At 66.8% G+C, this 21,827-nt stretch carries 20 protein-coding genes, 1 tRNA gene and 1 other RNA gene; 18 read left to right on the top strand and 4 right to left on the bottom strand.

Annotated features, from left to right (window positions below):
• The first annotated feature begins 31 nt into the window (after positions 1-31).
• Entirely contained in the window at positions 32-1,381 is a 1,350-nt protein-coding gene (gene guaD, locus S101446_RS05945; RefSeq protein WP_087607885.1) for a guanine deaminase, read from the top strand.
• 22 nt (positions 1,382-1,403) lie between these two features.
• On the opposite strand, the gene S101446_RS05950 is transcribed toward guaD, so the two are convergent.
• Positions 1,404-1,493, bottom strand: a tRNA-Ser gene (locus S101446_RS05950).
• A gap of 250 nt (positions 1,494-1,743) precedes the next feature.
• Here S101446_RS05950 and rplU point away from each other — a divergent pair.
• The 4 genes from rplU to proB all read left to right on the top strand — a co-directional run bounded on the left by rplU (position 1,744) and on the right by proB (position 4,733).
• Positions 1,744-2,058, top strand: a complete 315-nt coding sequence (gene rplU, locus S101446_RS05955) for a 50S ribosomal protein L21 (RefSeq protein WP_087607886.1) — start codon at positions 1,744-1,746, stop codon at positions 2,056-2,058.
• A 63-nt stretch (positions 2,059-2,121) separates the two neighbouring features.
• Positions 2,122-2,391, top strand: a complete 270-nt coding sequence (gene rpmA, locus S101446_RS05960) for a 50S ribosomal protein L27 (RefSeq protein ID WP_007400196.1) — start codon at positions 2,122-2,124, stop codon at positions 2,389-2,391.
• Positions 2,392-2,547: 156 nt separating this feature from the next.
• A complete protein-coding gene (obgE, locus tag S101446_RS05965) occupies positions 2,548-3,585 on the top strand; it encodes a GTPase ObgE (protein WP_010509290.1) in 1,038 nt (345 codons plus the stop codon).
• Positions 3,582-4,733, top strand: a complete 1,152-nt coding sequence (gene proB, locus S101446_RS05970; RefSeq protein ID WP_019085408.1) for a glutamate 5-kinase — start codon at positions 3,582-3,584, stop codon at positions 4,731-4,733. Before obgE ends, proB begins: the two co-directional genes overlap by 4 nt.
• Before the next feature lie 50 nt (positions 4,734-4,783).
• On the opposite strand, the gene S101446_RS05975 is transcribed toward proB, so the two are convergent.
• Entirely contained in the window at positions 4,784-5,521 is a 738-nt protein-coding gene (locus S101446_RS05975; RefSeq protein ID WP_087607887.1) for a hypothetical protein, read from the bottom strand.
• Between the two features lie 67 nt (positions 5,522-5,588).
• The gene (locus S101446_RS05980) at positions 5,589-5,864 is read right to left on the bottom strand and encodes a DUF2312 domain-containing protein (RefSeq protein ID WP_010509284.1); all 276 of its coding nucleotides are present in this window, start codon (positions 5,862-5,864) and stop codon (positions 5,589-5,591) included.
• A 254-nt stretch (positions 5,865-6,118) separates the two neighbouring features.
• Between S101446_RS05980 and zwf the strand changes: the two genes are divergently transcribed.
• Positions 6,119-7,600, top strand: a complete 1,482-nt coding sequence (gene zwf, locus S101446_RS05985) for a glucose-6-phosphate dehydrogenase (RefSeq protein ID WP_010509282.1) — start codon at positions 6,119-6,121, stop codon at positions 7,598-7,600.
• A 7-nt stretch (positions 7,601-7,607) separates the two neighbouring features.
• Positions 7,608-8,063, top strand: coding sequence for a hypothetical protein (locus S101446_RS05990; RefSeq protein WP_010509281.1), 456 nt, complete (start codon positions 7,608-7,610; stop codon positions 8,061-8,063).
• On the opposite strand, the gene S101446_RS05995 is transcribed toward S101446_RS05990, so the two are convergent.
• On the bottom strand, positions 7,981-9,018 hold the full coding sequence (locus S101446_RS05995; protein ID WP_010509279.1) for an alpha/beta hydrolase: 1,038 nt from the start codon (positions 9,016-9,018) through the stop codon (positions 7,981-7,983). The genes S101446_RS05990 and S101446_RS05995 overlap by 83 nt on opposite strands.
• A 100-nt stretch (positions 9,019-9,118) precedes the next feature.
• Here S101446_RS05995 and rnpB point away from each other — a divergent pair.
• The 11 genes from rnpB (at position 9,119) to S101446_RS06050 (ending at position 21,821) form a co-directional block, all read left to right on the top strand.
• Positions 9,119-9,529: RNase P RNA component class A (gene rnpB, locus S101446_RS06000), an RNA gene on the top strand.
• 332 nt (positions 9,530-9,861) lie between these two features.
• Positions 9,862-10,335: a division/cell wall cluster transcriptional repressor MraZ gene (mraZ, locus tag S101446_RS06005; protein ID WP_087607888.1), complete on the top strand. Its 474-nt coding sequence runs from the start codon at positions 9,862-9,864 to the stop codon at positions 10,333-10,335.
• On the top strand, positions 10,332-11,333 hold the full coding sequence (gene rsmH, locus S101446_RS06010) for a 16S rRNA (cytosine(1402)-N(4))-methyltransferase RsmH (RefSeq protein WP_010509275.1): 1,002 nt from the start codon (positions 10,332-10,334) through the stop codon (positions 11,331-11,333). The genes mraZ and rsmH overlap by 4 nt, the downstream gene beginning before the upstream one ends.
• Positions 11,330-12,118, top strand: a complete 789-nt coding sequence (ftsL, locus tag S101446_RS06015; protein ID WP_087607889.1) for a cell division protein FtsL — start codon at positions 11,330-11,332, stop codon at positions 12,116-12,118. The genes rsmH and ftsL overlap by 4 nt, the downstream gene beginning before the upstream one ends.
• 43 nt (positions 12,119-12,161) lie before the next feature.
• On the top strand, positions 12,162-14,189 hold the full coding sequence (locus S101446_RS06020) for a peptidoglycan D,D-transpeptidase FtsI family protein (protein ID WP_087607890.1): 2,028 nt from the start codon (positions 12,162-12,164) through the stop codon (positions 14,187-14,189).
• 5 nt (positions 14,190-14,194) lie between these two features.
• Positions 14,195-15,667, top strand: coding sequence for a UDP-N-acetylmuramoyl-L-alanyl-D-glutamate--2,6-diaminopimelate ligase (locus S101446_RS06025; RefSeq protein WP_087607891.1), 1,473 nt, complete (start codon positions 14,195-14,197; stop codon positions 15,665-15,667).
• Entirely contained in the window at positions 15,664-17,061 is a 1,398-nt protein-coding gene (locus S101446_RS06030) for a UDP-N-acetylmuramoyl-tripeptide--D-alanyl-D-alanine ligase (RefSeq protein WP_087607892.1), read from the top strand. The genes S101446_RS06025 and S101446_RS06030 overlap by 4 nt, the downstream gene beginning before the upstream one ends.
• Entirely contained in the window at positions 17,061-18,152 is a 1,092-nt protein-coding gene (mraY, locus tag S101446_RS06035; protein ID WP_010509267.1) for a phospho-N-acetylmuramoyl-pentapeptide-transferase, read from the top strand. The genes S101446_RS06030 and mraY overlap by 1 nt, the downstream gene beginning before the upstream one ends.
• Positions 18,149-19,549: a UDP-N-acetylmuramoyl-L-alanine--D-glutamate ligase gene (gene murD, locus S101446_RS06040; protein WP_087607893.1), complete on the top strand. Its 1,401-nt coding sequence runs from the start codon at positions 18,149-18,151 to the stop codon at positions 19,547-19,549. Before mraY ends, murD begins: the two co-directional genes overlap by 4 nt.
• Positions 19,546-20,709, top strand: a complete 1,164-nt coding sequence (locus S101446_RS06045; RefSeq protein WP_010509265.1) for an FtsW/RodA/SpoVE family cell cycle protein — start codon at positions 19,546-19,548, stop codon at positions 20,707-20,709. The genes murD and S101446_RS06045 overlap by 4 nt, the downstream gene beginning before the upstream one ends.
• Positions 20,706-21,821, top strand: coding sequence for a UDP-N-acetylglucosamine--N-acetylmuramyl-(pentapeptide) pyrophosphoryl-undecaprenol N-acetylglucosamine transferase (locus S101446_RS06050; protein WP_010509264.1), 1,116 nt, complete (start codon positions 20,706-20,708; stop codon positions 21,819-21,821). The genes S101446_RS06045 and S101446_RS06050 overlap by 4 nt, the downstream gene beginning before the upstream one ends.
• Positions 21,822-21,827: the final 6 nt, after the last annotated feature.

Below are 21,827 nucleotides of genomic sequence, written 5' to 3' on the forward strand. Positions count from 1 at the left end.
GATGCGGGCAAGGGAAGGATGGAGCCCAATCATGACCCCTGCCCCCGCTTCCGCCGCCCCTGCCGCCCTGCGCGGTCATATCGTGACCTTTCGCGGCAACCCGTTCCTCATGCCGCCGCACGATGCGCTGGTGGATGAACCCGACGGGCTGGTCATCATCACCGATGGCCGCATTACCCATGCCGGGGCGTATGGGGAAACCATCAGGCACCTGCCCGCTGGCGTTCCGGTTGCCGATTACCGTGGCTGCCTGATTTCGGCGGGGTTCGTGGACACGCATGTCCATTACCCGCAGCTGCCCATGATCGCGGCCTATGGCGAACAGCTTCTGGAATGGCTGGAACGCTATACCTTCCCCACCGAACGGCGCTTTGCCGATGAAACCTACGCCACCACCATCGCCCGGCAGTTCCTGCACGGACTGCTGCGTTGCGGCACGACCACGGCGGCGGTGTACTGCACGGTCCACCCGCAGTCGGTTGATGCGTTCTTTGGTCAATCCACCCGCCTTGGCACGCTGATGGTGGCGGGCAAGGTGCTGATGGACCGCAACGCGCCCGATTACCTGCGTGATACGGCCCAGCGCGGCTATGATGAATCGCGTCGCCTGATCGACCGCTGGCACGGCCGGAACCGCCAGCATTACGCCGTCACCCCCCGCTTCGCCCCCACCAGCACTCCCGAACAGCTGGAACTGGCGGGCGCGCTGCTGAAGGGCGACGATACCCTGTTCATGCAGACCCACCTGGCCGAAAACCGGGCGGAGGTCGCATGGGTGGCCGACCTGTATCCCGACAGCCGTTCCTATCTGGATGTGTATGACCGCGCGGGGCTTGTCCGCCCGCGCAGCGTGATGGGGCATGGCATTTACGTGGATGAACATGACCTGTGCCGCTGCCACGAAAGCGGCTGCGCGCTGGCGCACTGCCCCACGTCCAACCTGTTCCTGGGCAGCGGCGCGTTCCGGCTGTTTGACGTGCTGGATGCGAAACGCCCGGTGCGCACGGGGCTGGGCACCGACGTGGGCGCGGGCACCAGCCTGTCGCACCTGCAATCCATGAACGAAGCCTACAAGATCGCGCAGATGACCGGAAAGCGGCTGCACCCGGTGCAGGCCTTCTGGCTGGCGACACGTGGTGGCGCCGAGGCGCTGCATCTGGACGATCGCATCGGCGCCATCGCCCCCGGCATGGATGCCGACCTGTGCATCCTTGACCCCCGCGCAACGCCGCTGCAGGCACTGCGCGCGCAGATGTGCGACAGCACGGCCGACATCCTGTTCACGCTCATGATGCTGGGCGATGACCGCAGCATCCGCGCAACCTGGGTGGGCGGACGTCTGGTCCATGACCGCGACAGCGGCGACATGGCTGGAATGTAAGGGAAATACACACGCGATGCAGTGGCGGAGAGGGTGGGATTCGAACCCACGGTACGCTTACACGCACAACGGTTTTCGAGACCGCCCCGTTCGACCGCTCCGGCACCTCTCCAACTGCACGCGGTGATGCAGCGGCTTATAGGGGCGTGCGCGGGGCGGCGCAAGGGGTCTTTTTTCACCCAGCGCACATGTCCATAAAAAATATTGACCTGTGCCGGCACACCCAGTAAAAGCCCGCATTCACCCCGCGCGAACGGGGATACCGCCGCATAATCGCGGCCAATATAAAAAAGCGACTGGGCCGTGCCGCCTGCATCCCCACGATGCCGCGCACGCCAAGAGATCGGAAAGATAGATAGAGAATGTTTGCAGTTATCCGTACCGGCGGTAAGCAGTACCGCGTTACCAAGGACGCCGTCCTGAAGATCGAAAAGCTGGAAGCCGAAGCCGGCGCCACCATCACGTTCGACCAGGTCCTGGCCGTTGGCGGCGAAGGTGGCACGACCATCGGCGCGCCGACCGTCAAGGGTGCGACCGTCACGGGCACCGTGATCGCGCAGGACCGTCTGGCCAAGATCATCATCTTCAAGAAGCGCCGCCGGCAGAACAGCCGCCGCAAGAACGGCCACCGCCAGCCGGTGACCGTGGTGCGCATCTCCGCGATCAACGCCGCCTGATCCCTCGCCCGGTCGCGACCGGGCAGGTCAGATCAGAGATTTCAGTTTTAAGGAGTTCAGGCAATGGCACAAAAAAAGGCAGGCGGTTCATCCCGTAACGGGCGCGATAGCGCCGGACGTCGCCTTGGCGTCAAGAAGTTTGGTGGCGAAAGCGTCATCGCAGGCAACATCATCGTCCGCCAGCGCGGCACGAAGATGAAGCCGGGCGTGAACGTTGGCGTCGGCCGCGACCACACCCTGTTTTCGCTGGTGGACGGACATGTGAAGTTCGAACGCCGCGCGGAAGGTCGCGTGCATGTTTCCGTGCAGGCCCTGCCGCTGGCAGCGGAATAAGGCTTACGCCTTAATCACTGCGGGAATACCCGAATTGAAGGGGGCGGTCATTCTGGCCGCCCCTTTTTTCGTATGATGCCGGGTCGCGTTTTCTGGTATCATGCACGCACACAAGGCACGTGCGCACGACGGCGCGCGCCCACCGGATCGCAGGTAATGAAGTTTCTTGACCAGGCCAAAATCTATGTAAAATCCGGCGACGGCGGGGACGGTGTCGTCGCCTTCCGCCGGGAAAAATATATCGAATTTGGCGGTCCGGACGGGGGCAATGGCGGCCGGGGCGGCGATATCGTATTCGAAGCGGTCGATAACCTGAACACCCTGATCGACTTTCGCTATACCCAGCATTTCCGCGCGCGCAAGGGCGGCAATGGCGCGGGGTCCGACCGCACGGGGGCAGCGGCGCAGACGGTGGTCATCAAGGTGCCGATCGGCACGCAGATATTCGATGAAGACCGCGAGACCATGCTGGGCGACCTGGATGTCGCGGGCAAGCGCCTGCTTCTGTGCCGGGGCGGTGATGGCGGTCGTGGCAACGCGCATTTCAAGACCAGCACCAACCGTGCCCCCCGCCGCGCGGACAAGGGGTGGCCGGGCGAGGAACGCTGGGTCTGGCTGCGTCTGAAGCTGATTGCCGATGTCGGGCTGGTTGGCCTGCCCAATGCGGGCAAGTCCACCTTCCTGTCCACCGTGTCGGCGGCACGGCCCAAGATCGCGGATTATCCCTTCACCACGCTGCACCCGCAGCTTGGGGTGGTGCGGCTGTCGGTTACGGAAGAATTCGTGATTGCGGACATTCCCGGCCTGATCGAGGGCGCGCATGAAGGCAGCGGGCTGGGCGACCGGTTCCTTGGCCATGTCGAACGCTGCGCGGTCCTGCTGCACCTGATCGATGGCACGGCGGAAGACGTGGTCGAATCATGGCGCACGATCCGCCATGAACTGTCGGAATATGGTGGCGGGCTGGCGGACAAGCCCGAAATCATCGTGCTGAACAAGATCGACGCCCTGCTGCCTGAAGAAATCGAGGAACGGCGCAAGGCGCTGGAACAGGCCTGCGGGCAGGACGTAATGTGCATGTCCTCGGTCGCCCACATGAATGTGGACACCGTGCTGCGCCGGTTGCAGGATTACGTGACCCGCGACCGCGCGGAAAAGGCCGAAATGGAAAAGGGGGAGACGCCCGCGACATGACGGATACCCCCCTGCCCCAGCTGCGTACGGCGCAGCGTGTTGTCGTCAAGATCGGCAGCGCCCTGATTGTTGATCCCGAACAGGCCGCACCCCGTCAGGCATGGCTGGACAGCGTGGCGCAGGACATTGCCGCCCTGCGCGCGCAGGGGACGGAAGTGGTCGTGGTGTCTTCGGGCGCGATCGCCCTGGCGCGCCACCAGCTTGGGCTGACGCGGCGCGTGCTGCGGCTGGAGGAAAAGCAGGCGGCGGCCTCCGTCGGGCAGATCCGCCTGGCGCAGGCATGGACCGATGCCCTGTCGCGCTTCGACATTACGGCGGCACAGCTTCTGCTGACCCCCGATGATACCGAAAACCGCAACCGCTACCTCAATGCCCGCGCGTCGCTGAACACATTGCTGGCGCTGGGCTGCGTGCCCATCATCAACGAAAACGACGCCATCGCCACGACCGAAATCCGCTTTGGCGACAATGACCGGCTGGCCGCGCGGGTGGCTGAAATGATCAATGCGGACCAGCTTGTGCTGCTGTCGGACATTGACGGGCTGTACACCGCCGATCCGCGCAACAATCCCGATGCACGGCACCTGCCGGTCGTGGCCGAGCTGACCGACAGCATCGAGGCCATGGGCGGCGCGCCCCCGCCGGGTTATTCATCGGGCGGGATGCGGACCAAGCTCATGGCGGCGCGGATCGCAACGCAGTCGGGCTGCGCCATGGCCATTACACAGGGCCAGCCACTGCACCCGCTGGCCCGCCTGCGTGATGGCGGGCGCTGCACATGGTTCCTGCCCGCAACCGACGCCCGTTCGGCCCGCAAAAGCTGGATCGCGGGCAGCCTGACACCTGCGGGACAGGCCGTGATCGATGATGGTGCGATCCGCGCGCTGACGATGGGGTCCTCCCTGCTGCCGGCGGGCGTGACCGCCGTGACGGGTGATTTCGACCGGGGCGACCTGATCGCGGTCATGGACCGGCAGGGCAACCGGATCGCCTGCGGCCTTGCCGCCTATGCGGCGGATGATGCGCGGCGGATCGCGGGGCACCAGTCCGATGAAATCGAGGACCTGCTGGGCTGGCAGGGCGCGGATGAACTGATCCATCGCGATGACCTGGTGCTGCTGATGCGCACGGAATCCGCAACCTCCTGACAGGAAGCCTGTTTCAAAACGCTTCCCGGAACGCCACCTGCAATTCCGGCCTATTCCGGGCGGGGTGGCCAGCGCAGGGTTGGTTCCGCACGGCTCCCGCGCTCGGGCGGCCAGACCGATGCCCGCACCGGGCGCGCGCCACGGCTGGCGGCGTCATCACGCGGGGCCGCGCGGCTCCATTCGGACAAGGGCGGCATGTCATCGCCCGCGCGCCGGTCATCCGCGCCGTCGCGTTCGGGCGTGCGGGGCACGTAGGGCCGCTGCGCCTTGCGGGCGGAAGACAGAACATCCCACTCTTCCGCAACATCATGCCGCGGCGGGGCGCGTGCGGGTTCGGGCGCGCGGACCGGCTCCACGGGCCGGATCGGCTCGGACCGGGGCTGCGGGCGCACCGGGGTGACGGGGCGGACGGGCTGCGGCGCGGGCTGGACGCGCGCGGCGCGGCGTTCATAGGCGGGAATGTCGGTTTCATCCCCCCTGCCGTCATAATCCGCGACAGCGGGCTGCGGGGGGCCGGGCGCCCACACGGGGGCTGACGGGGCCATGATGTCAGGCAGGGCGTCACCGGTGGCGGGCGGCGGGGCGGCGGCCGCATGCTGGCCCATCGCCATGACCCGCAGTTCCGCCTGCAGGTCATCAAGCTGTATGGCCAGGTTATCCAGCCGTCCCTTCACGCCAAAGACCGCGAAAGGCACCAGCAGCCACACCAGCGCGAACAGGATGCCGCCAATCAGAAGCACGGCCTGTGCCCACGCGGGCATCCATTCGGGAAAAAGGGACGACAGCATGTATCGTGCCACCTGAACTGAAGTTACCCGACCAACGCGGGCGGGTTCCGCCCGCGCCGCCAGACCATTACATGCCCAGCGCGCGGCGGTAGATGTCAAGCAGGGTCTCCTGCTCTTCCACTTCCGCCGGTTCCTGCTTGCGCAGGCGGATGATCTGGCGGATCACCTTTACATCAAAACCGGCGGATTTCGCTTCGGTAAAGATATCCTTGATGTCGCCGGCAAGGGCCTTGCGTTCTTCTTCCAGGCGTTCAACGCGTTCGATAATGCTGCGCAGGCGGTCGGCTGCGATACCGCCGACGGCGGCAGACTTGTCTTCCGCCTCGAAATTGTCAGCATTCATGGCAGGTGTCTCCAGATATCGTGATTGTGCCGTTCCGCGCCCATCTGCACACATGAAGGGAATGTCACTAGGCGACGGGGTGGAAGGGCGGGATTATCGCGCCGCCGCCCGATGGTCAATGCCAACTTGACAGCCCGGAGAGACGGGCCGTAATCGAAGCGGCACGCCAGTATGCCGCATTTGCGTCATGTCCCGATACAGCGCATGCCCACCGGGCATGCCTGGCACCATATACAGGCAGGAGGCCGACTTCCATGGCACATCTTCCCCCCGTTGACACCTTTGACTACATCGTTTTCGGCGGGACGGGTGACCTGACCATGCGCAAGCTGCTGCCGGCGCTGTATCACCGTTACCGCGATGGACAGATCCCCGATGATTCCCGCATCATCGGCACCGCGCGTTCGCCCCTGTCGCGCGCCGACTACCAGCAGCGCGCGCATGCCGCGCTGAGCGAACACGTCCAGCCCGGTGCGCTGGATGACGCCACGGTGCAGCGTTTCCTGAACATGGTGCATTATGTCAGCCTGAACGGGGCGGAAGCGGACAGCGACTGGCCCGCGCTGAAGGCCCTGCTGGACGGCGTGCCCGCCACCCGCATCCGGGTCTACTACCTTGCCACCTCGCCCGCGCTGTACGGGCAGATCTGTGAAAACCTGAATACGCAGGGACTGATTACCGGGCAGTCGCGCGTGGTGCTGGAAAAGCCCATCGGCACCGACCTCGCCAGTGCGGAAGCGATCAATGACAGCGTGGGCCGCCACTTCCACGAAAACCAGATTTTCCGCATCGACCATTATCTGGGCAAGGAAACGGTCCAGAACCTGATCGCGCTGCGCTTCGCCAACCCGGTGTTCGAACGGCTGTGGTCGTGCGATGCGATCGATTACGTGCAGATCACCGCGGCGGAAACCGTGGGGGTGGAAGGGCGCGGCGCGTATTACGACCGGTCCGGCGCGCTGCGCGACATGATCCAGAACCACCTGCTGCAGGTATTGTGCCTGGTGGCGATGGACCCGCCGGTATCGCTGGAAGCCGACAGCGTGCGCAATGAAAAGCTGAAGGTGCTGCACGCGCTCAAGCCCATCGCGGCCGATGACGTGGCGATCTATACATCACGCGGGCAGTACATGCGCGGCACCATTGGCGACAGGACGGTCGGCAGTTACCTGGAGGATCTGGGCGAAGGGGTGACGAGCGAGACGGAAACCTTTGTCGCGCTGAAGGCCGAAATCCTGACATGGCGGTGGGGCAACGTGCCGTTCTACCTGCGGTCGGGCAAGCGCATGGCGGAAAAATCCAGCGAGATCGTGATCCAGTTCAAGTCGGCGCCCTGGTCGATCTTCGCCAACCGGCCCGAACCCAACCGCCTGATCATCCGCATCCAGCCCGATGAGGGCGTGATGCTGTCGGTTTCCACCAAGGACCCGACGCCGACCGACAGCCTTGCGCTGCGCCAGGCCGACATCAACATCGAATTCGAAAAGGCCTTCAACGTCCGCTACCCCGACGCGTATGAACGCCTGCTGCTGGATGTGGTGCGCGGGGACCCGATCCTGTTCATCCGCCGTGACGAAGTGGCCGCCGCATGGCGCTGGATCGACCCGATCGAACAGGGCTGGCGGGAAAACAAGGCCCCGCTGGAACCCTACGCCGCGGGCACGTGGGGACCGGAGGGCGCGCGCAACCTGCTGTCGCAGTCCGGGCACCTGTGGCACGAGGACATGAAGAAATAACCCCCGCATGACCAAGCCCCCCACACCCACACCGCCGCGCCTGACCCGCAGGCGCGGCCCCGTCAGCCTGAAACAGCGGATCGTGCGCCGGGTGCTGATGATCGTGCCGATGGCCGCCCTCGTCTTCCTGGTCGGCCGCATGGGCTGGCTGGATCAGGCGGCGGACAAGCTGACGTTTTCACGCACAAGCTGGTTTGACAACACCGCACTGGTCGAACATTTCCGCACCATCGTCACCCATAACGGCATGACATCGGATTCCAAGGACTGCCTGCTGTTCGTGCTCAACGGCAACGACCCGCCGGATGCCACCCGCATAGACGTGATGGAAAAGCATTCCGGCACCTGCCCTGGTGACCGCAACACCCTGCCGCACCTGTTTACGCTGCGGATCGATCGGATTGACCAGACGGCACAGACGGACTGGCAGTCACCGGGGGTGTTCCGCCCGCTGCCGCGCTGACCACGCGCGCACCACGCAACGCGCGCCTGAGGGCATGGGCGCCGTAGCGTATGGCCTCCCGCCCGGCGGGCAGGAAGGCGTAGAAGTTCAGGAACCCGTGCACCGTGCCCCGCCATGTGCGGGTTTCGGCGGCACTGCCGGCCTGCTGCATGGCGGCGGCGTAGCCTGTCCCCTCGTCATGCAGCGGGTCGCATTGCGCAAGCCCGATCACCGCGGGCGCCAGTCCCGCCAGTGACGATGCATATATCGGCGCAAGGCGCGGGTCACGCAGGTCGGCAGGCGTGCGGATATACTGTTCGGCGTACCATTCCATAAGCTTGGTCGACAGCATGTAGCCGCTGGCATAGGTCTGGCGCGAAGGCACGTCGCGCTCACCATACAGTGACGGGTAATACAGCAGTTGCATGGCCAGTTCCGGCCCGCCCCGGTCGCGCGCCATCTGCGCCAGCACGGCGGCCAGCGTGCCGCCCGCGCTGTCCCCCGCCACCGCGATGGGACCGCCCCAGCGGTGCGCCTCGCCCGCCAGCCACCGCAGCGCGGCCCAGCAGTCATCCACGGCAACGGGAAAATGGTTTTCGGGCGCAAGGCTGTAGGCAATGGACAGCACCGCCGCCCCCGACTGCCGCGCCAGCCGGCAGCAGATGCCGTGGTGGGAATTCAGCCCGCAATGCACATACCCGCCCCCATGCATGAACAGCACCACCCCATGCACCCGGCCATAGGGCACGTACAGCCGCGCGGACAGCATGCCACGGCTGCCCGGCACGCGGCATGCGATCACGCGCCGCACCTGCAGCGATGACAGCGCCATGGGAAAACATGGGCGGTCCAGCCTGGCGCGCATGTCCTCCAGCGTATGGGGTTCGTGCGCGCGGCGGGCGGCGCGCAGCTTCATGCCCCCCAGCAGCAGGCGGGTCAGCAGGCCGGGGCGGGACACGGTGGCGGGGTCTGGCATGGGGCATCTCCGGCGGGAACAGGTACGGGAACGGGCCGGGCGGCCCACATCCATCATTTATCGCTTGACGCCAGATGCATGCACCGCCAGTTTCCGCATGCCAGACGGTCGGACGGTCGCTGTCGCGTGGTTCATGCCGCGTGATGGAGGAAAGTCCGGGCTCCACGGAAAAACGGTGCCGGCTAACGGCCGGCGGGGGCGACCCCAGGGACAGTGCCACAGAAAACAGACCGCCCCCACGGCAATGCCCGTAGCAATACGGGCCATGTTGGGGGCAAGGGTGAAACGGTGCGGTAAGAGCGCACCGCATGCATGGCAACATGGATGGCAGGGCAAACCCCACCGGGAGCAAGACCGAATAGGAACGGCGGATGGGCCGCAAGGCGCCATCAGGGGTTTCCGCCCCGTCGTTCGGGTTGGTCGCGCAAGGTGTGCCGCAAGGCTCACTGCAGAGGAATGACCGTCCCGCCCCATGGGCGGACAGAACCCGGCTTACAGACCGTCTGGCATCTTTTCGTGATCCTGCGTGAAGCGAGGGAAGCGATGCCCTCTACCCAGAGTTGTTTACAAGTATTAATAACAAAGAACAAAACATAAACATACCACATTGCCGCCATATTGGCCCCGACTTTTCCCCTTTACCTGCGCTCACGGACTGCTGTGCTTTAATAACTGCAGTTTTCAGCCATCTTTCCTACATCTTTAATTGACCACCCATGAAATCCCATGTTATCCCATGGCCATACCGGACAAAGGGTGACGGCCGGATTCCGGCACTGTCGCCTGGCGGTCAGTCAGTCATCCGGTTCCTGAAATTCATGCCGAGGGAGGGCATCGCGCAGCGTGAGTGTATTCCTGGGCACACACCAGAACCGGCTGGATGCAAAGGGACGGGTTTCCATTCCTTCCGCCTTCCGCGCCGCGCTGCGTGTCCGGGCCAAATCGGGCGAGCCACTGGCCATACTGCGCCCGTCCCATCTGCATCCCTGCCTCGAGGCATGGCCCGCTGATGCTTTTGCCGCACTGACCCGCCCGCTGGATGAAATGGATATTTTTTCCGAAGACCACGACGACCTCGCCACCGCCCTGTACGCCGATGCCTATCCGTTCGAGGCCGACAAGGAAGGGCGCATCCTGCTGCCGGAATCGTTGCGGACCTATGCGGGACTGACGGATCAGGTCACGTTCATGGGACTGGGCCGCACCTTCCAGATCTGGGACCCGCAGGCAGCGGCCCAGCGCCGCGCCGCCGCGCGCGAACGCGCCCGCCGCCTGACGGCGGGCCGGGGCGCCCCCGCCACGGGCACGCCATCATGAACGGTCCCTTCCCCCCGCACGATCCCGGCCATGTGCCCGTCATGCTGGCCGAGGTCATGGAATACCTCGCCCCGCATGATGGTGGCCGTTACGTGGACGGCACGTTTGGCGGTGGCGGCTATGCGCGCGCCATCCTTGCTTCGTGCGACTGCCAGCTATGGGGCATCGACCGCGACCCCGCCGCCATCGCGCGCGGCGCGGCGCTGGCCCCCGCCTTTCCCGACGGGCATGGCGCGTCACGGCTGCACCTGCTTCATGGCGGGTTTGCCGACATGGCGGACCTGCTGGCGCGGGATGGCGTCACGAAGGTTGACGGCATCGTGCTGGACCTTGGCGTATCGTCCTACCAGATCGACGAGGCCGAGCGCGGCTTCTCCTTCCGCATGGACGGGCCGCTGGACATGCGCATGAACGACACGGGGCCGACGGCGGCCGACGTGGTCAACACGCTGCCCGAAGGGGAGCTGGCGGACATCATCTATCATTATGGCGAGGAACGGCTGTCGCGCCGCGTCGCCCGCGCCATCGTGGCCGCCCGGGCCGAAGCCCCGCTGCTGCGCACGGCGCAGCTTGCGGACGTGGTGCGTTCGGTCGTGCGCCCCGACCGGTCGGGCATCGACCCCGCAACCCGCACGTTCCAGGGCCTGCGCATCCACGTCAATGACGAACTGGGCCAGATCAGCCGCGTGCTGGAAACCGCCCCGCGCCTGCTGGCGCCCGGCGGGCGGCTGGTTGTCGTATCGTTCCATTCGCTTGAGGACAGGCTGGTCAAGCAGGCGATGTCGCGCGCCGCGGGCCGCATGCCCGCCCCCTCACGCCATGACCCGCGCGCCATGACCGCGCGCGCGGCCCCCACGGACTTCACGCTCCTGACCGGACGCCCCATCCGGCCGGGAGAAGAAGAAACCCGCCGTAATCCACGTGCACGCAGCGCAAGACTGCGCGCGATGGAATGCATCGCCCCCTCATCCATTCCAGCATCGGAAACTGCCGAATGAGTCGGTTTGTCACGTTATTCTTCGCCGTGGTGGCGGCGGCCTCCGGCCTGTTCCTGTATAACAAGAAACAGCAGACGACCGCCCTTGACCACCAGATCGCACAGATCGTGGAACAGACCGAACACGTACGTTCGCAAACGGCGATGCTGCGCGCCGAATGGGCCATGCTGAACCAGCCCGACCGCCTGGGCACGCTGGCCAGCCGGTATGACAGGAGCCTGCAGCCCGTCACGCCGGGCCAGTTCGTGCAGATGTCGGCCCTGGCGTCCCACATGCCGGCGCCCGGCAGCCCGCTGCACCATCCCGCCCCGGCCCCGCGCGCGACAATGGTTGCGACGCTGGCCGCCGACCATGTCGTGATCCCGCCGACGCATGACGCGGCCCCCCATGCGGTCCCGGCCATGCCTGCCGCCCCGGCCGCGCCGCATGTCGATCATGTGGCGTCGGCCCCCCGCCATGCCGACCCCGCGCCCGCCGCGCATGATGCCCTGGCCCATGCCCTGGCGCAGAATGATGCGCGCCCCGCCCCGGCCCGCGCCCCGGCTGCCGAACACGTGCATGCGCCCGAACGCCCGGTGGCGGTGGCCGCAGCCGAACCGGCCCGCCCCCCGGTCGTGCATGACACCGTCATATCCCCCACCCGCATGGGGGCCAGCTATCACGCGCGCAGCCAGAACATAGCCGAGGCCGCATGGCACCCGGCGGCGGCCGTGCACATGGGCGGCAGTTCCCTTGGCACGCCCCATGTCAGCGCCCTGCCGCCCCCTGTGCCTGTCAGCAACTGATCCCTGAACCCTTTTCCACCCCGGCCCCCAGCCCGGAACGCGCATGAACAACCCGCCCCATGACCCGTCAGCCAGAAGCGCGCAGGACACCATCCCCGTCGGTGGCAGCCTGCGTACGCTCATGGCGCAGGACCGGATGCATGCGCGGCTTGTGGTTGTGGCCGGTGTGTTCTGCGTCCTGTTTTCGGCCATCGGGCTGAAGCTGACGATGGCGACGATCATCAGCCCCATGCCGCCACAGCAGCAGCAGATCGCGCCACAGGTCCCCCCGATCCCCAAAAGCGACCCGAAGGGCATGATCGCGGGGGATGTGGCGCTGCCGCAGGTTCATCGCGCCTCGATCATCGACCGCACGGGGCAGGTGCTGGCCATGTCGCTGCCGGTGGCGCAGGTCTATGCCAACCCGCAGGAAATGATTGACGCCGCCGACGCCGCCCACAAGCTGAAGACCGCCCTGCCCACCCTGAACGAGCAGGAAACGAAACGCCGCCTGTCGCTGAACAAGCAGTTCGTCTATCTGGCGCGTGACATTTCCCCGGCACAGGAACTGGCGATCAACAACCTTGGCATTCCCGGCATCTATTTCGAACCGGGCGAGCGCCGGCGCTACCCCATGGGCAGCGTCGCGGCCCAGATACTGGGCGGCGTGGACATCGACGACCACGGGGTCGCGGGGGTGGAGCGGTTTTTTGACAAGCGCCTGGACAGCGACCGCGCGCCGCTGCGCCTGTCGGTGGACGTGCGCGTGCAGAACGTGGTGCATGACGAACTGCAGTCCGCCATGGACACGTTTCAGGCCATCGGGGCCTGCGCCATCGTGATGGACGTGCATACGGGCGAGATCATAACCATGGTCAGCCTGCCCGATTACGACGCCAATGATTTTGGCCGGGCCGCGCCCGACGCGCGCTTCAACCGTGCCGTGACCGGCATGTACGAACCCGGTTCGACCTTCAAGCTGCAGACCGTCGCCATGGCGCTGCAGGACGGGGTCGCGCATATATGGGACAGCTTTTCCAGCACGCCCATCAAGATCGGCCGCTTCACCATATCGGACATGAAGTCGGACCATTTCGCGCCGTGGCTGTCCCTGCCCGAAGTCATGGCCTATTCCTCCAACCCGGCGGCGGCGCATATCGCGCTGGATGCGGGGGCGGCGCGCCAGCAGGACTGGCTGCGCAGCATGGGCTTCTTCTCCCGCGTGCCGATCGAACTGCCCGAGGCGGGGCGGCCGATCGTGCCCTCCGTCCATAACTGGGGCGTCTCGACCACCATGACGGTGGCGTTCGGCCATGGCGTGGCCGAACCCCCGCTGTCCATTGTCCGGGGGACCGCCGCGACCGCCAACGGGGGCTTCCTGCTCAAGCCCACGCTGCTGGTGCCGGATACGGCAGGCCAGCAGGCCGATGCGCCGCCCGCGCCGGACGCAACCGATACGCCACCGGGCATGCCCGCCAGTGCCGAACGCCTGATTTCGGCGGCCAATTCGGACATCCTGCGCAGGATCCTGCGCCTCGACGTGGCGAAGGGCACGGGGCAGAAGGCGGAATCCCCCGGTTATTACGTGGGCGGCAAGACCGGGACGGCGGAAAAGATCGGCCCGCATGGCGGCTACCTGAAGCACGTCAACGTATCCGCCTTTACCGGTATATTCCCCATGAACGCGCCGCGTTACGCGATCTATGTCATGCTGGACAGCCCCAAGCCCACGGCCCAGACCCATGGCTGGACCACGGCGGGGTGGAACGCAGCCCCCACCGCGTCGCACATGATCACGCGCATTGCGCCCATGCTGGGCCTGTTCCCCGATACGCAGCATGCGGCCACGATCGAGGCATCGCTGGCCATTCCCATGCGGCCTGCCGTGCCGCGCGGCTATCGTGCGCTGGGGCCGGGTTACGATCCGGGCACGGCGCACCTGCATGAACATGAACGCGAGGTTACGGGCCACGCCGGCCACCCCCATGCCGCCCGCAAGGCCACCAGCACCGCACAGGTTCCCGCCCGTGACCTGCATGCCAGCAACGATGTGGACAGGCTGGCCGCCCCACACCCGCGCGACAGGGGATAATATCAATGCACCTGCCTGAAGTCCTGCGCCGCGCCGGCGTGGACACGCCCGTACCCACCGGGGCGGCCGACCTGACCATTACCGGCATTACCGCCGACAGCCGCGCCATCGGCCCCGGCATGATCTTCGCCGCCCTGCATGGCACGCACATGGACGGGCGGGCCTACATCCCGCAGGCCATGGCGAACGGGGCTGTGGCCGTGCTGCTGGACGCCACCCCGGCGTCCGACACGCCGCCCGGCGTCATTGCCCTCCGCGTGCCCGATGCGCGCCGCACGCTGGCGCTGGTTGCCCGCGTGCTGACGCCGCGTGTCCCCGCGTCCATCGCGGCGGTGACCGGCACGAACGGCAAGACCAGCACGGTGGAATTCCTGCGCCAGATCTGGACCCTGCAGGGATTGCCCGCGGGCACCATCGGCACGCTGGGCGCGGTCGCGCCCTGCCCGCTGCCCGATTGCGGGCCGGTGCTGACCACGCCCGACAGCGTGGGGCTCATGCGCATGCTGGGCGCCATGGCGGAAGCCGGCGTGGATCACGTGGCGATCGAGGCATCATCCCACGGGCTGGAACAGCGCAGGCTGGACGGGCTGGCGCCGTATGCAGCCGGTTTCAGCAACCTGACCCGCGACCATCTGGACTACCACGGCACGACCGAACACTATCGGGCGGCCAAACTGCGGCTGTTCGACACCATCGTGCCCGAAGGCGGCATTGCCGCCATCAACGCGGACATGGATGCGCCAACCTGCGCCGCCATTGCCGACATCGCCCGCCGCCGCGACCTTGTCCTGCGCAGCACGGGCGAACAGGGCACGACCCTGCGCCTGCTGGACGCGCGCCCGACACCCACGGGGCAGGTGCTGCGCATCGCCACCGCCGCCATGGTGCATGAAATCACGGTGCCGCTGGTGGGGCGGTTCCAGGTTGACAACATGCTGCTGGCCGCCGCCATGGCGGACCGGGACGCCGCCGGGCCGGACCGGGCGGTGCCGCTGCTGGAACGCCTGCATGGCGTGCGCGGGCGGATGGAACGGGTGGCGGTGCTGCCGGGCGGGGCGGCGGCCTATGTCGATTACGCCCACACGCCCGATGCGCTGGCGCGCCTGCTGCAGTCGCTGCGCCCGCATACGCCGGGCCGACTTGTGGTAGTGATGGGGGCTGGCGGTGATCGGGACCGGGGCAAGCGGCCCGTCATGGGCGCGACCGCAACCCGCCTTGCCGACCGGGTGATCGTGACCGATGACAACCCGCGCACGGAACAGCCCGACACCATCCGCGCCGCGATCATGGCAGCCGCCCCCGGCGCTACCGAAATCGGGGACCGGCGGCGCGCGATCGCGGCCGGGCTGGACATGCTGGGCGCGGGTGACGTGCTGGTGGTGGCGGGCAAGGGCCACGAACAGGGACAGGTCGTGGGCCACGACGTCCTGCCATTTGATGATGCCACGGTCATCCGTGGCCTGACAGGGAATGAATGACACTGTTATGGAACCGCGCGGACCTGCTGGCCGCGACATCGGGGCGTTTCGCGTCAACATCACACGACGATATCGCGGGGACCGGCGTTTCGATCGATACCCGCACGCTGCGGCCGGGCGATGTGTTCATCGCGCTGCAGGGTGAAAACAGCAACGGGCACGCCCATGTGGCCGCCGCGCTGGATGCCGGGGCGGCCGCAATCGTTGCGCATGAGCCGTGCGGGATCGATGACCCGCGCATCCTGATGGTGCGCGATACGCTTGCGGCCATGCGGGACATGGCGCACTTTGCACGCGCGCGCTTTACCGGGCGCATGGTGGCGGTGACCGGCAGCGTGGGCAAGACATCGGTCAAGGACATGCTGCGCCATGCGCTGGCAGCGTGCGGCCCGACGCATTACGCGGTGGCGTCATACAACAACCACTGGGGCGTGCCGCTGACGCTGGCGCGCCTGCCTGCCGATGCCGCGTACTGCGTGTGCGAGATCGGGATGAACCATCCCGGCGAGATCCGGCCCCTGGCCGACATGGTGCGGCCCGATGTCGCGGTGGTGACGACGGTTGCGTCCTCGCACCTGGGGCTTATGGGCAGCCTTGAGGCCATTGCGCGCGAAAAGGCGGAAATCCTGCTGGCCCTGCCCCGTGGCGGCGGGACCGGGATCGTGCCGGCGGGCGTTACCGGCGCGGAATATTTCCGGCGCAATGCCGAAAGCATGGAAGCCACGCTGTGGTGGGCGGGGCACACGCCGGACTGCGCCGCGTATGAAACGGATGTGCGGACCGACGCGCAGGGCAGCGGGTTCGACCTGTCCCTGCCCGGCTGGCAGGGGCATGCACGGGTGAACGCGCCGGGACGCCACATGGCCGACAACGCCATGCTGGCGCTGGCCGCGGCCCATGCGGCGGGCGCGGACATGGGCCATGCGGTGGCCGGGCTGGCCACCTTCCGCCCCGGCGCGGGACGCGGGGCGATGGCAAAGGTGATGCATGACAAAGTCACCCTGCTGGATGAAAGCTACAATGCGTCCCCTGCATCCGTGCGGGCGGCCCTGGACCTGCTGGGGCTGGTCGCCACGGGGCGGCGTGTCGCCATCCTTGGCGACATGCTTGAACTGGGTGCGTTTGCACGGCATGAGCATACCTCCCTTCTCCCTGCCGTCCGCGCGAACGCGGATATTGTCTTCTGTTGCGGCCCGAATATGAAAACACTCTTCGACACCCTGCCTTCTTCCCTACAGGGGGGGTGGATGCCTGATTCCCGCATGCTTGCCCCACTGGTGCGCGCGGCCCTGCGCGCGGGTGACACCGTCATGGTCAAGGGCAGCCTTGGCAGCCGGATGCGCGACGTCGTCACCGCCATGCAGGCGGATGATGCGCGGGTGGGACCGGCCTGATGCTGTATGACCTGTTCCAGCAGCATGCGGGGGCCCATACCTCCATGCTCAACCTGTTCCGCTACATCACCTTCCGTTCCGGGGCGGCGTGCCTGACCGCGCTGGTCATCAGCCTGTGCCTTGGCAACCCGCTGATCGCGCATCTGCGCCGCATCCAGCGCGGCGGGCAGCCGATCCGTGCGCTCGGTCCGGAACGCCACCTGATCGAAAAGGTCGGCACCCCCACCATGGGCGGCGTGCTGATCCTGGTCTCGCTGTTCGGCTCCACCCTGCTATGGGCGGACCTGACCAACGGGTTCGTCTGGGCCGTGATGCTGATTACGCTGGCGTTCGGCGCGGTGGGCTTTGCCGATGATTACCTGAAGCTGTCGCGCCGCAATACCGATGGCGTGTCCAAGCGCATGCGGCTGGGGTGTGAATTCGGCGCGTCCCTGATCGGTGGCATCTGGCTGGAACACATGATGCCGCCCGACCTTGCCAATCACCTGGCCTTTCCGTTCGTCAAGGACCTGCTGCTGCCGCTGGGCTATGCCTTCCCGCTGTTCGCCATGATCACCATTACGGGTTTTGGCAACGCCGTGAACTTTACCGACGGGCTGGACGGGCTGGCCATCGTGCCGGTCATCATCGCCGCCCTTGTGTTCGCGCTGATTTCCTACCTTGTGGGCAACCATGTCTTTGCCGACTACCTGCAGTTGCATGCCGTGCCGGGCACGGGGGAACTGGGGGTATTCTGTTCGGCACTTGTGGGGGCGGGACTTGGGTTCCTGTGGTTCAACGCGCCGCCGGCCGCCGTGTTCATGGGCGATACGGGGTCGCTGGCGCTGGGTGGCGCGCTGGGGGCGGTCGCGGTTGCGGTCAAGCATGAACTGGTGCTGTGCATTGTCGGTGGCCTGTTCGTGGTGGAAACCTTTTCCGTCATCATCCAGGTGTTCTGGTACAAGCGCACCGGGCGGCGCGTGTTCCTGATGGCCCCGCTGCACCACCATTTTGAAAAGAAGGGCTGGGCGGAATCCAAGATCGTCATCCGCTTCTGGATCGTGTCCATCGTGCTGGGGCTGTGTGGGCTGGCCACGCTGAAACTGCGATGAGCACGGCCTTCCCCCCTTCCCTGCTGGCCGCCCACCATTACGGCGTGGCCGGCCTGGGCCGCAATGGCGCCGCCGCCGTCACCGCCCTGCTGGCGATGGGGGCCAGCGTGCAGGCATGGGATGACCGCGCGGAAGCCCGTGCGGCCCTTGCGCCGCATGAACGGCTGAAGATCGCACCCTTTGACAACATGCTGGGACTGGCGGGGCTGGTGCTTTCGCCGGGCATCCCGCACAACCTGCCCGCACCCCACCCGCTGGCGCGCATGGCGGTGGAGGCATTCGTGCCGATCCTGTCGGATGCGGAACTGCTGTACCGCGCCGTGCGCACCGCGGGCAGCCGCGCACGGTTCGCGGGCATTACCGGCACCAATGGCAAATCAACCACGACGGTGCTGCTGGCCCACATGCTGGCCGGTTGCGGCGTGCCGGTCGCCACTGGCGGCAACCTTGGGCCCGCGGCGCTTTCCCTGCCGCTGCTGCCCGATGACGGGGTGTACGTGCTGGAAATGTCGTCCTACATGCTGGAACGGCTGGAGCAGATGCACTTCAATGTCGCCTGCCTGCTGAACCTTACCCCCGACCATCTGGACCGGCATGGCGACATGGCGGGGTATGTCACCGCCAAGATGCATGTCTTCGACCACCAGCATGCGGGCGATCTGGCGGTACTGGGCGAGACCCTGCCCGATTACGAGACGATCCGCAGGCGGCTGGCGGTCACGCGGACCACCATTGCCTGCGTCAGCGGCGCGGACATGCCGCAATGCGACCTGTACTGCACGCCCGACGCGCTGTGTGACCATGACGGCGTGATTGCCGACCTGCGCGCGGCCCATGACCTGCCGGGCACCCATAACCGCGAAAACGCGGCCGCCGCGACCGCCATGGCGCTGCATCTGGGCATGCCACGGGCGGCGGTGGAACCCGCCCTCGCGTCCTTTGCAGCCCTGGACCACCGGCAGAAAACCGTGGGCAGCATTGATGGCGTCCGCTTCATCAATGACAGCAAGGCCACCAATGCGGACGCGACCGCGCGCGCGCTGGCGTGCCATGACCGGATGGTGTGGATCGCGGGCGGCACGGCCAAGGCTGGCGGGATCGAGGAACTGGCCCCCCTGTTCAACCGCGTCGCCATGGCGCTGCTGATCGGACGCGATGCGCCGGCCCTGGCGGCGACGCTGGCCCGCCACGGCATTCCCCACCGCATTGTCGAGACCCTTGACCGCGCCGTGCCCGAAGCACTGGACCGCGCGCGCGAACTGGGCGCCGATGTCGTGATGCTGTCGCCCGCCTGCGCCAGTTTCGACCAGTTCAGCGGGTTCGAGGCCCGTGGCGCGCGTTTCGCGGCACTGGTGCATGAACTGGCCGCCAGCAGGGATGGAACCGCCCGCGCATGAGCGGCATATCGCGCATAAACACGTCACGCGCCGCACGGTGGTGGCGCAGCATCGACCGGGTCACGCTGATCTGCGTGGGGATCCTGATCGGATTCGGCTATATCCTGATGCTGGCCGCCAGCCCCGCCGTGGCCGTGCGTATCGGCGCGTCGCGCGACATGTTCATTTTCAAGCAGGTGTGCTTCCTGATCCTGGCGGCGCTGATCGTCGTTTTCACATCCATGATGTCGCTGCGCGCCGTCAGGCTGGCGGGGTGGATCGGGTTCGTGCTGGCGCTGGCGGCGACATTCATGACACTGGTGCACGGGATCGAGATCAAGGGCGCCAGGCGGTGGATCGCCCTGCCGATGATGTCGGTGCAGCCATCGGAATTCCTCAAGCCGTTCTTTGCCGTGGTCACGGCGTGGCTGCTGACCGAACGCCAGACGCGACGGTATTTTCCCGGCATGCTGGTGGCGATCGGGCTGTTCGCGCTGGTGCTTCTGTTACTGAAGTCACAGCCTGATATCGGGATGCTCAGCGTCATTACCACGGTTTTCCTGACCCAGCTTTTCATTGACGGGCTGAGCCTGTTCCTGGTTGGCGCGGGGGCTGCCGCCATGGTCGCGGCATTCGTGGGGGCGTACATGGTGTTCCCGCACGTGCGGTCGCGCGTGGAACGCTTCCTGCACCCCGCCGTGGGCGACCATTACCAGATCGACACCGCCCTGCGGGCCTTTGGCAATGGCGGCCTGCTGGGCCGTGGCCCCGGCGAGGGCCGGGTGAAGGACCTGCTGCCCGATGCGCATGCCGATTTCGTCTTTGCCGTGGCGGGGGAGGAATTCGGCATGCTGGTCTGCCTGTTCATCGTGGGCGTGTTCGCCACCATCGTCATCCGCACGCTGCTCAAGCTGCTGCATGAAAACGACCCGTTCATCACGGTGGCGACGGCGGGGCTGGTGACGGGGTTCGGACTCCAGGCCTTTGTCAACATGGGGTCCACGCTGCACCTGATCCCGACCAAGGGCATGACGCTGCCCTTCATTTCCTATGGTGGTTCCTCCGCCATGTCGGTTGCGCTTACAATCGGCCTGGTGCTGGCGCTGACCCGCAACCGGCCGGGGGAAGGCCGTTACGGACAGTTCGGCCCCCCTTCTTCATCGCAGAAAGCACCGTCATGACCCGTCACTGCATTGCTGTCGCGGCCGGAGGCACCGGCGGCCATTTTTTCCCAGCCGAGGCACTGGCCTGCGAACTGGTGCGTCGGGGGCATGACATCATCCTCATGACCGACCGGCGCGCGGGCGTGCGCGAAACCGGCGTCTTTGCCGGGCGGCAGCAGTTTGTCCTGCCCGGCGCGGGAATCGCGGGGCGCGGCATCATCCGGGCCGCGCGCGCGGCCATGGCACTGGGGCGCGGGACGGCGCAGGCACGCGCCGTGCTGTCGCGCATCCGGCCTTCGGCCATCATCGGGTTTGGCGGGTATCCGTCCGTGCCGCCGCTGCTGGGGGGCAGCCTGCTGCCGAAAAAGCAGCGGCCGCTCCTGTTCATCCATGAAGGCAATGCCGTGCTGGGCAAGGCCAACGGCTTCCTTGCCGCGCGCATGGATGCGATCGCGACATCGTTTCCCGTCGTGGCCGGCGTGCCCGATGGCGTGCCCACCACGCTGACCGGCATGCCGGTGCGGCCTGATATCGCGGCCCTTGCGGGCGAAGGCTACGAACCGTCGAACGGGGTGATCAACCTGCTGGTATGGGGCGGGTCGCTGGGTGCGCGGGTATTCAGCGACGTGGTGCCGCCTGCCCTTGCGGCCCTTGCCCCGGCGCTGCGCGCGCGCGTGCAGGTCACGCAGCAGGCCCGCGCGGAAGACGTGGACCGCGTGGCGGATGCCTACCGCGCGGCGGGCATTCCCGCCACCATCGCCCCCTTCCTTGACAACGTGCCCGACCGCCTGCGCGCGGCCCACCTGGTCATCGGCCGCGCGGGCGGGTCGTCGGTTGCGGAACTGACGGTGGCGGGCCGCCCGTCGCTGCTGGTGCCGCTGCCCATCGCGGCGCGTGATGAACAGGGCGCCAATGCACAGGCATTGTGTGATGCGCGGGCCGCATGGATGATCCGCCAGCCCGATTTCACCGCCCCCGCCCTGACAGGGCGCCTGACGGAACTGCTGGGCGACCGTGACCTGCTGGCCCGCACGGCGCAGGCGGCGGCGGCCCTTGGCCGCCCCGACGCCGCCGCCCGTCTGGCGGATATGATAGAAGCCCGCTTGCCCGACCTGCCCCGCACCGCTTAATTCCGC

Origin of the sequence: Komagataeibacter europaeus (assembly GCF_002173515.1) — a bacterium.
GTDB classification, from domain to species: Bacteria; Pseudomonadota; Alphaproteobacteria; order Acetobacterales; family Acetobacteraceae; genus Komagataeibacter; species Komagataeibacter europaeus.

Bases quoted from the DNA above. Each gene is read 5' to 3' on its own strand.
- S101446_RS05980 (WP_010509284.1), bottom strand. From the start codon at position 5,864: ATGAATGCTGACAATTTCGAGGCGGAAGACAAGTCTGCCGCCGTCGGC.
- S101446_RS06050 (WP_010509264.1), top strand. From the start codon at position 20,706: ATGACCCGTCACTGCATTGCTGTCGCGGCCGGAGGCACCGGCGGCCAT.
- murD (WP_087607893.1), top strand. From the start codon at position 18,149: ATGAGCACGGCCTTCCCCCCTTCCCTGCTGGCCGCCCACCATTACGGC.
- S101446_RS06045 (WP_010509265.1), top strand. From the start codon at position 19,546: ATGAGCGGCATATCGCGCATAAACACGTCACGCGCCGCACGGTGGTGG.
- ftsL (WP_087607889.1), top strand. From the start codon at position 11,330: ATGAGTCGGTTTGTCACGTTATTCTTCGCCGTGGTGGCGGCGGCCTCC.
- S101446_RS05990 (WP_010509281.1), top strand. From the start codon at position 7,608: ATGACCAAGCCCCCCACACCCACACCGCCGCGCCTGACCCGCAGGCGC.
- rsmH (WP_010509275.1), top strand. From the start codon at position 10,332: ATGAACGGTCCCTTCCCCCCGCACGATCCCGGCCATGTGCCCGTCATG.
- zwf (WP_010509282.1), top strand. From the start codon at position 6,119: ATGGCACATCTTCCCCCCGTTGACACCTTTGACTACATCGTTTTCGGC.
- mraY (WP_010509267.1), top strand. From the start codon at position 17,061: ATGCTGTATGACCTGTTCCAGCAGCATGCGGGGGCCCATACCTCCATG.
- S101446_RS06030 (WP_087607892.1), top strand. From the start codon at position 15,664: ATGACACTGTTATGGAACCGCGCGGACCTGCTGGCCGCGACATCGGGG.
- S101446_RS05995 (WP_010509279.1), bottom strand. From the start codon at position 9,018: ATGCCAGACCCCGCCACCGTGTCCCGCCCCGGCCTGCTGACCCGCCTG.
- guaD (WP_087607885.1), top strand. From the start codon at position 32: ATGACCCCTGCCCCCGCTTCCGCCGCCCCTGCCGCCCTGCGCGGTCAT.
- S101446_RS05975 (WP_087607887.1), bottom strand. From the start codon at position 5,521: ATGCTGTCGTCCCTTTTTCCCGAATGGATGCCCGCGTGGGCACAGGCC.
- S101446_RS06025 (WP_087607891.1), top strand. From the start codon at position 14,195: ATGCACCTGCCTGAAGTCCTGCGCCGCGCCGGCGTGGACACGCCCGTA.
- proB (WP_019085408.1), top strand. From the start codon at position 3,582: ATGACGGATACCCCCCTGCCCCAGCTGCGTACGGCGCAGCGTGTTGTC.
- rpmA (WP_007400196.1), top strand. From the start codon at position 2,122: ATGGCACAAAAAAAGGCAGGCGGTTCATCCCGTAACGGGCGCGATAGC.
- S101446_RS06020 (WP_087607890.1), top strand. From the start codon at position 12,162: ATGAACAACCCGCCCCATGACCCGTCAGCCAGAAGCGCGCAGGACACC.
- rplU (WP_087607886.1), top strand. From the start codon at position 1,744: ATGTTTGCAGTTATCCGTACCGGCGGTAAGCAGTACCGCGTTACCAAG.
- obgE (WP_010509290.1), top strand. From the start codon at position 2,548: ATGAAGTTTCTTGACCAGGCCAAAATCTATGTAAAATCCGGCGACGGC.